Origin of the sequence: Pantoea sp. LS15 (assembly GCF_012241585.1) — a bacterium.
Taxonomy (GTDB): domain Bacteria; phylum Pseudomonadota; class Gammaproteobacteria; order Enterobacterales; family Enterobacteriaceae; genus Enterobacter.
The window spans coordinates 234,990-243,375 of the sequence record NZ_JAAVXA010000007.1 but is presented as its reverse complement, the minus strand read 5'-3'; the positions used below and the strand labels follow the sequence as shown (position 1 = coordinate 243,375).

Annotated in this window: 6 protein-coding genes; all 6 read right to left on the bottom strand. The window is 51.1% G+C overall.

The genetic code is table 11. The features are described 5' to 3' along the window. Positions 1-109 precede the first annotated feature (109 nt). Complete coding sequence (locus HED65_RS13125; RefSeq protein ID WP_114978893.1) at positions 110-868, bottom strand: amino acid ABC transporter ATP-binding protein; 759 nt, start codon at positions 866-868, stop codon at positions 110-112. A gap of 7 nt (positions 869-875) precedes the next feature. Continuing rightward, positions 876-1,979, bottom strand: coding sequence for an amino acid ABC transporter permease (locus tag HED65_RS13120; protein ID WP_049007524.1), 1,104 nt, complete (start codon positions 1,977-1,979; stop codon positions 876-878). A 9-nt stretch (positions 1,980-1,988) separates the two neighbouring features. Continuing rightward, positions 1,989-3,170, bottom strand: coding sequence for an amino acid ABC transporter permease (locus tag HED65_RS13115; RefSeq protein WP_114978892.1), 1,182 nt, complete (start codon positions 3,168-3,170; stop codon positions 1,989-1,991). Between the two features lie 67 nt (positions 3,171-3,237). Beyond that, positions 3,238-4,263 (bottom strand): amino acid ABC transporter substrate-binding protein, encoded by a 1,026-nt coding sequence (locus HED65_RS13110; RefSeq protein ID WP_114978891.1) that lies wholly within the window; start codon positions 4,261-4,263, stop codon positions 3,238-3,240. 474 nt (positions 4,264-4,737) lie between these two features. Then, positions 4,738-4,959, bottom strand: coding sequence for a lipoprotein (locus HED65_RS13105; RefSeq protein WP_008502867.1), 222 nt, complete (start codon positions 4,957-4,959; stop codon positions 4,738-4,740). Positions 4,960-5,262: 303 nt separating this feature from the next. Beyond that, a complete protein-coding gene (locus tag HED65_RS13100; protein ID WP_114978890.1) occupies positions 5,263-8,376 on the bottom strand; it encodes an efflux RND transporter permease subunit in 3,114 nt (1,037 codons plus the stop codon). Positions 8,377-8,386 lie beyond the last annotated feature (10 nt).

Below are 8,386 nucleotides of genomic sequence, written 5' to 3'. Positions count from 1 at the left end.
AGACATCAAATAAGTGAAAAGGCCATCCGAAAGGATGGCCTTTTTGCGTTTCACGCCGAAAACACTGTAGGCCGGGCAAGGCGAAGCCCCCACCCGGCAGAGAGAACGACTAATGAATCACCTGCGACAAGAAGGTCCGTGTGCGTTCTGACTTCGGATGAGCAAAGAACTCATCTGGCGGTGCCTGCTCGACAATCTCGCCACGATCCATGAAGATCACCCGGTCTGCTACGGTTCTGGCAAATCCCATTTCATGTGTCACGCACAACATGGTCATCCCGGATTGTGCCAACCCAATCATAGTATCCAGTACTTCCTTCACCATTTCAGGATCCAGTGCTGAGGTAGGCTCATCAAACAGCATGATTTTAGGTTTCATACACAGCGAGCGGGCGATAGCTACACGCTGCTGTTGGCCACCCGATATCTGGCCAGGAAATTTATTGGCATGTTCTGCAATGCGGACGCGTTCCAGATAGTGCATTGCCAGCGCCTCTGCTTCCTTTTTCGGCATCTTTCGTACCCAAATTGGTGCAAGCGTACAGTTTTGCAGAACGGTCAGATGTGGGAACAAATTAAAGTGCTGAAACACCATTCCTACTTCCTGACGAACACGTTCGATATTGCGGATATCTTCATTCAGCTCAATACCATCAACAACAATACGCCCCTGTTGATGTTCTTCAAGGTGGTTAATACAGCGAATTGTCGTGGATTTACCTGAACCTGAAGGTCCACAAAGTACAATTCGTTCGCCCTGTTTAACTTTCAGGTTGATGTCTTTCAGGACATGAAACTGTCCGTACCATTTATTAACGTCTTCCAGCGTAATCATCGCGTCAGCGGGTGTCATAGTAATTTGGCTCATAATTTCCTCAGTGCGGTGTACGCCCGGTGTTAAAGCGCTTTTCCAGATGCTGGCTATAGCGCGACATGCTAAAACAAAAGATCCAGTAGATTAGGGCAGCAAAGACATATCCTTCGGTGGACATCCCCAGCCAGACAGGGTCAACGGTCGCCTGTTGCACACTGCTAAAGAGATCGAACAATCCGATGATGATCACAAGGCTGGTATCCTTGAAAAGGGCAATGATCGTGTTAACCAGACCCGGGATAACCAGCTTGAGTGCCTGGGGAAGAATGACCAGCCCCTGCGTTTTCCAGTAGCCGAGTGCCAGTGATTCTGCTGCTTCATACTGACCTTTAGGCAATGCTTGCAGACCACCACGTACAACTTCAGCGACATAGGCGGACTGGAAGAGAATCACCCCGACCAGGGCACGGATCAGTTTGTCGATCGTTGTACCTTCTGCCATAAACAGCGGCAGCATGACCGACGACATAAACAGAACGGTGATAAGCGGTACACCGCGCCAGAACTCAATGAAAATAACGGAAAGGACACGCACGACTGGCATTTTTGAACGCCGTCCCAGGGCAAGTAAAATCCCCCACGGCAGAGCACCGGCTATCCCCACTGAAGCGATAATCAGCGTTAACGTTAGACCGCCCCACTGGCGGGTTTCAACGCGTTCCAGCCCCAGGAAACCGCCATACAACAGCACCCAGACAATAATCGGATAGACCACTGCCCAGACGGCAATATAGCGTCCACGATGAGGCAGCTTTTTCCAGAACATGATAGCGATTGAGAGCAGGCCAATAACCAGCGCCAGATTAATCCGCCAGCGTTGTTCGTGCGGATACAATCCATACATGAATTGCCCGAAACGCTCATGAATGAACACCCAGCAGGCACCGGATTTTGTGCAGTCTGCACGGGTTGAACCGACCCAGTTGGCCTGTAAAAACGCCCAGTTCAGCAGGGGAGGAATCAATTCCCACATGAGCCACAGGCAGACAATCGTCAGCAGGCTGTTGCTCCAACTGGAGAACAGATTCTTACGCGCCCAGAGAATGAAACGTCCACCTGTCGAATGGGCAGGGCGCGAGGAGTGCGACAGTATCGCTTTTGTCATCATAGTTCCTTAGCGCTCGACCAGTGCTATACGACGGTTATAGAGGTTCATCAGCAATGAAATCACCAGGCTGATGATCAGATAGACAGACATGGTGATGGCGATGGTTTCAATGGCTTGCCCGGTCTGGTTAAGCACGGTTCCGGCGAACAGTGACACCATATCGGGGTAACCAATGGCAGCGGCCAGCGATGAGTTTTTGACAATATTGAGATACTGGCTGGTCAGGGGCGGAATGATGACCCTTAATGCCTGAGGAATGATGACCTGGCGAAGCGTCACGGTATGGGGCAACCCCAGAGAGCGTGCTGCCTCGTGTTGTCCATGTGGTACGGCCTGGATCCCTGAACGGATAATCTCAGCAATAAAGGCGGACGTATAAATCGAAAGTGCCAGCGTCAGGGATGCCAGTTCAGGGATCAATACCATCCCGCCCTGGAAGTTAAAGCCACGCAGATGCGGAATATCCCAGTGTAGTGCGGCACCAAAGAGCCAGTGTGTCAAAAGCGGCAGGCCGATGATCAAGACTGCAGCCGTTGGCCAGGTTTTACGAAGCTGGCCAGTTTTTATCTGATGCTTGCGGTTAAAGCGGAATACTCCAACAGAGAGAGCAAGCGCTAACACTATCGCGAAAATGAAAGCGTACAGCCCTTCACCTGGTAGAGGAGAAGGAATGGACAACCCTCGGTTACTCAGGAAAAACAGATCAAACGCGTCGACGGCCTGGCGTGGACCGGGAAGGTTACGCAGTACGGCGAAATACCAGAAGAAGATCTGCAGGAGTGGGGGGATATTGCGGAACGTCTCGATATAAACAGTCGAAAGTTTTCGCAGAAGCCAGTTTTCAGAAAGACGCGCCAGGCCAATAAAGAAACCCAGTATTGAAGCAAAGACGATACAAAGCGCCGATACCAGCAGCGTATTCAGTAAACCGACCACGAACACGCGTCCGTACGTGTCACCTTCCTGGTAATCAATAAGATGCTGAACAATACCAAACCCTGCGCTGCGATCTAAAAACGCAAAACCGGAGGTAATACCGCGATTATTCAGGTTGGTTATAGTGTTATGGATGAGATATACGGCGATGAGAACAACCGCAACAATAGCAATAATCTGGAATAACCAGGCGCGGACCGCGGGATGAGAAAAGGATAGCGATCCTTTTACGGCTGAGCGGCGATGGGACATAAAGAAACCTCAGTAACCATGACTCTGGAGTGGGCACCACTTTCGCAGTGCCCGTTACAGCAATGACTTAACGTACTGGTGGAGCGTACTGAATACCGCCGTTGTTCCAGAGGTTGTTCTGGCCGCGTTTGATCTTCAGAGGGCTTTCCGATCCCACGTTGCGCTCAAAGATCTCAGAGTAGTTGCCCACCTTTTTGATGATGTTGTAAGCCCACTTGTTATCCAGCTTCAGATCTTTGCCGAAATCGCCCTCTTTACCCAGCAGGTGAGCCATATCCGGGGTGGACGGGTTAGCGGCTTTCTCATCGACGTTTTTCGAGTTGATGCCCATTTCTTCCGCGTTCAGCATGGCAAACAGCGTCCAGCGAACGATGGAGAACCAGTCTTCATCGCCACGACGGACAACCGGTCCAAGAGGTTCTTTCGAGATCACTTCCGGCAGGACAATCCACTCCGCTGGGTTGCTCAGCTTAATACGTAACGCATACAGCTGTGACTGGTCAGAGGCCAGTGTGTCACAACGACCAGATTCCAGCGCTTTGGCCGATTCATCCGAGCGGTCGAATGTGACAGGGGTGTATTTCATGTTATTGGCTTTGAAATAATCTGCGACGTTCAGCTCGGTATCGGTACCTGCCTGAATACAAACAGTCGCCCCATCCAGTTCTTTGGCACTTTTCAGGCCGGCTTTATTGTGGGTGAGGAAGCCGATACCGTCATAATAGGTGACGCCAGTAAATGACATCCCCATACCTGCATCACGGGAAGAGGTCCAGGTCGTATTACGGGAGAGCATGTCAACTTCGCCGGACTGCAGTGCCGTAAAGCGTTCTTTCGCTGTCAGTGGGGTATATTTTACTTTGCTGTCATCGCCAAAAACGGCAGCGGCGACGCCACGGCAGACATCCACATCAATCCCGGTAAATTTGCCATTAGCATCGGCATAAGAGAAGCCAGGCAAACCGTCACTGATACCACATTGAACAAAACCTTTCTTTTTAACGGCATCCAGTGTCGTTCCCGCATGGGCTTGACCGGCTACAGCAAACAACATGCCTGCAGCGGCCAGGCTGGCTATCATCGTCTTTTTCATAATGCATCCTGTGTGGCGAAATTTATCGTTATAGAGGCGTTTTAAACGCTTTACCTGTCTGTGGCTTTGGCCAACGTTTATAAAGCAAACGTAATGCCAGGTTTTGCGTCCAACAAAATAAGTGATAAGTGAACGCATAATGCAGAGTGTAGACAGGCTTAAATAAAACGAGCGCCCCGAAACAGTGCGAAATTACAACCTGTGCCACAAATCGGAGCAAAAGTTTCAATGCCATTTGGATGGGAAGAACAGATAGTTTCAGGTGTGAATATTGGCAGGGTATTAAATGCTATTACTATGTGAAAATCATCACGATAGAGTGTGCAATTTAAATGGATTCACTAAAAAGATGTGATTGCCTTCAGGCTTGAATTAATCATGCGGATAAAGACGGGGCTATTTTTTTACTTATTTGAAAATATTGCACTAATTAAAAGCAAAAGCGCGGCCAAAGCCGCGCTTTCTGAACAGATGTTACTTAGTCAGGGCAACGATACCCAGCGTCAAGCCCGCGACTGCGGCAGCACCACCGGCAATAGCGCCTGCAGTCTCCCAGTTATCCTGGGTGGTGCCTTTCATACAGGTATTGGTATGAACCAGTCGGCCCTGGTCGTCGTAAACCGGCACACATGGGGAATCGTGCGCGCAACCAGCAAGCAGCGCAGCGAGTAGTGCAACGGAAATGAATCTTTTCATGATGTTACCTCAGTATTATTTCTCATTCGCTATAAAGCCAGGAGGGCTATTAACGAACTGGAGGTTATTTTACCACCAGGGTAAGTCCTCGTTACACGAGGAATAATCTCAAATTATGTAGTTTGTAAAAATCGTGGAGAAAAGTCGTTTGCAGGAGGAATTAATGGAGGAATTGTGAAGTCGCAAGAAGCTGTTCTTACTTAATGCAAATAAGCGTTTTTTAAGGTTGTTATTTTGTAATGTCTAATTCCTTGTTTACATTAAAAAATAAAAAAGGCACCAGAGGTGCCTTTCAGGGAAAAATTAATCCTTATGGCGAGTAAACCGTCGCCGGACAACCACAAAGAAGACCGGCACGAAGAAAATCGCCAGAAGAGTGGCGGAAAGCATCCCACCCATGACGCCTGTGCCGACGGCGTTTTGCGCGCCGCTCCCGGCCCCGGTGCTGATCACCAGTGGCATGACACCCAGAATAAAGGCAAGGGACGTCATCAGGATCGGTCGAAGGCGCATTCTTGAGGCTTCCAGTGTGGCTTCAATGAGGCCTTTACCTTCTTTATCCATCAGGTCTTTAGCAAATTCGACGATCAGGATGGCGTTTTTCGCCGATAAACCAATCGTTGTCAGCAGACCGACCTGGAAATAGACGTCATTGTTTAGCCCACGCAATGACGCTGCGAGAAGAGCCCCAATGACACCCAGTGGCACTACCAGCATGACGGAGAAGGGAATGGACCAGCTTTCGTACAGGGCAGCCAGACACAGGAACACCACTATCAATGAAATAGCATACAGTGCAGGCGCCTGGTTACCGGAAAGCCGCTCCTGGTATGACATACCAGTCCAGTCATAGCCGATGCCGGAGGGCAGTTTTGCGGCAAGACTCTCCAACATAGCCATCGCTTCACCGGTACTTTTACCCGGTGCAGACTCACCGAGGATCTCCATGGAGGGCATCCCGTTATAGCGCTCCAGGCGGGGCGAACCATAAACCCAGTGAGCGTTGCTAAAGGCTGAGAACGGGACCATTTCCCCATTCGCGCTGCGCACGTAGAGGCTGTTAATGTCCCCTGGCAGCATACGGAATCGGGCATCGGCCTGCACGTAAACCTTTTTCACGCGACCATGATCGATAAAGTCGTTCACATAGGTGCCACCCAACGCCGTCGAGATCGTCTGGTTAACGTCAGAAAGGCTGACACCTAACGCCTGTGCTTTCTCCTGGTCAACATCCAGTTTGAACTGAGGGGTATCTTCCAGACCGTTAGGGCGCACACGAACCAGCAGGTCAGGATGCTCTTTCACCATGCCGAGTAGTTGATTGCGTGCCTGGGTTAGTTGGGTATGTCCCAGGTTAGCCTGATCAATCAACTCAAAGTCGAAGCCCGTAGCGGTACCCAGCTCAATGATCGCAGGCAGGTTAAACGGGAACACAAGGCCATCTTTAATCTGACTGAAGGCTTTGGTCGCGCGACCGACAATAGCCTCGACGCCATTTTTCTCCCCCGGACGCTCCTCCCAGGGCTTCAGGCTGACGAACGCGATACCGGAGTTCTGGCCCTGGCCGCTGAAGCTAAAGCCGTTAACGGTAAAGACGGACTCAACATTTGCCTTCTCGTCATTCAGATAGTAGTTCTGAACCTGATCGAGGACCTGCTGAGTCCGCGTCTGGGTCGCACCTGCCGGGAGTTGAACCATCGTCATAAACACCCCCTGATCCTCTTCGGGCAGGAAGGAAGTGGGTAAACGCAGGAAGAGCACCGCCATCCCACCGACAATAATGACGTACACCACCAGATAGCGACCGGTCTTACGCAAAATACCGCTCACGCTGTTGCTGTAGTGCTCCACGCTCTTATCAAAGCGCGCATTAAACCAGCCAAAGAAGCCACCTTTTTTCTCATGGTGGTCGCTGGAAACTGGCTTAAGCAATGTCGCACACAGCGCTGGCGTCAGGATCAGCGCGACCAGCACGGACAGCGCCATCGCCGAGACGATAGTCAGTGAGAACTGGCGATAGATCGCCCCCGTCGAACCGCCAAAAAAGGCCATCGGAATAAAGACCGCTGAGAGCACCATGGCTATACCCACCAGTGCACCCTGGATCTGCCTCATTGATTTCTGCGTTGCCTCTTTTGGCGGCAGTTTGTCTTCAACCATGACACGTTCAACGTTCTCGACAACCACGATAGCGTCATCAACCAGCAGACCTATCGCCAGCACCATCCCGAACATTGTGAGGGTATTGATGGAGAAGCCGAATGCTGCCAGCACCGCAAAAGTGCCCAGCAGGACGACCGGCACCGCGATTGTCGGGATAAGCGTCGCCCGCAGGTTTTGCAGGAACAGGTACATGACCAGGAAGACGAGAATGATCGCTTCAAACAGCGTCTTCACCACTTCGTGGATGGAGATTTTCACAAAAGGGGTGGTGTCATACGGGTAGACGACCTTCAGTCCTTGCGGGAAGAACTGTTGCAGTTGTGCCAGCTTGCTCTTAATGGCTGCTGCCGTATCCAGTGCATTTGCCCCGGTTGCCAGCTTAATCCCCAGACCAGTTGCCGCCTGCCCGTTGATTTTAGTGACCATATTGTAGTTTTCGCCACCCAGCTCAATGCGAGCCACATCCTTCAGATGAACCATCGAGCCGTCCTGATTCACCTTGAGCGTCACGCGACCAAACTCTTCCGGTGATTTCAGACGGGTTTGTGCGATGATCGAGGCATTCAGTTGCTGTCCTGGGATGGATGGCGTCCCTCCCAACTGGCCTGCCGCTATCTGGTCATTCTGCGTTTTCAGCTGGTTGATAATATCCAGCGGAGTCAGCTGGTATTTATTCATCGCGTTGCTGTCGAGCCAGATGCGCATCGCATACTGGGCACCAAACAGCTGGACATCGCCTACACCAGACGTTCGGCTGATAGCATCTTTGACGTTCGAGGCGACATAGTCGGAGATGTCGTTCTGCGTGAGATTTTGGTTGTCTGAAACAAAACCTGCGACCAGCAGGAAGCTGCTACTGGATTTCTCAACGCCAATCCCTTGCTGCTGTACTTCTTGCGGTAGCAGTGGCATGGCAAGTTGCAGTTTGTTCTGAACCTGCACCTGGGCGATGTCCGGATCGGTTCCTGACTGGAAAGTCAGGGTGATGGTGACGTTACCGGCTGAATCGCTGGTGGAAGACATATACATCAGGTTATCAATACCGTTCATATTCTGTTCGATAACCTGGGTCACGGTATCCTGCACCGTTTGAGCATCTGCTCCCGGGTAGGTTGCGGATATGGCAACGGCGGGAGGGGCAATGGTCGGATACTGCGCGACGGGAAGCTTGAGAATGGCCAGTCCGCCAGCAATCATCAAAATGATGGCAAGTACCCAGGCGAAAACAGGCCTCTGAATAAAGAAATTAGCCATGTCGTCGTCC